Raw genomic sequence first — 270 nt, forward strand, 5'->3', positions numbered from 1 at the left:
GCTTCAGTGCTTTTGGAGCAGCTAGACTTGCGCAAAATCGCGGCGCCGACGCTGGAGCATGTGAGGCAGTGGAGCGGGGAGAGCGTCAACCTGGCAATCCGGGATCATAAAGAAGTCGTATACATCGAGAGACTCTTTGGAAGTCACTCGCTGGGTATCCGCTCGGAGCTCGGCAAACGCGGTCGCCTGCACAGTACCGCATTGGGCAAGGTATTGCTGGCCCACATGAGCCCCGAGGAACGGGAGGCCATCCTTGCTGGTTACGAGTTT

The 270-nt window shown here is 58.1% G+C and carries 1 protein-coding gene; it reads left to right on the plus strand.

The window, feature by feature from the left end; all coding sequences use genetic code 11:
- Positions 1-6 precede the first annotated feature (6 nt).
- A partial coding sequence (locus SAZ04_RS22185; RefSeq protein WP_431309049.1) for an IclR family transcriptional regulator domain-containing protein occupies positions 7-270 on the plus strand: 264 nt, incomplete at its 3' end.

This window comes from Halalkalibacter lacteus (assembly GCF_036663595.1).
GTDB lineage: Bacteria > Bacillota > Bacilli > Bacillales > Bacillaceae_D > Halalkalibacter > Halalkalibacter lacteus.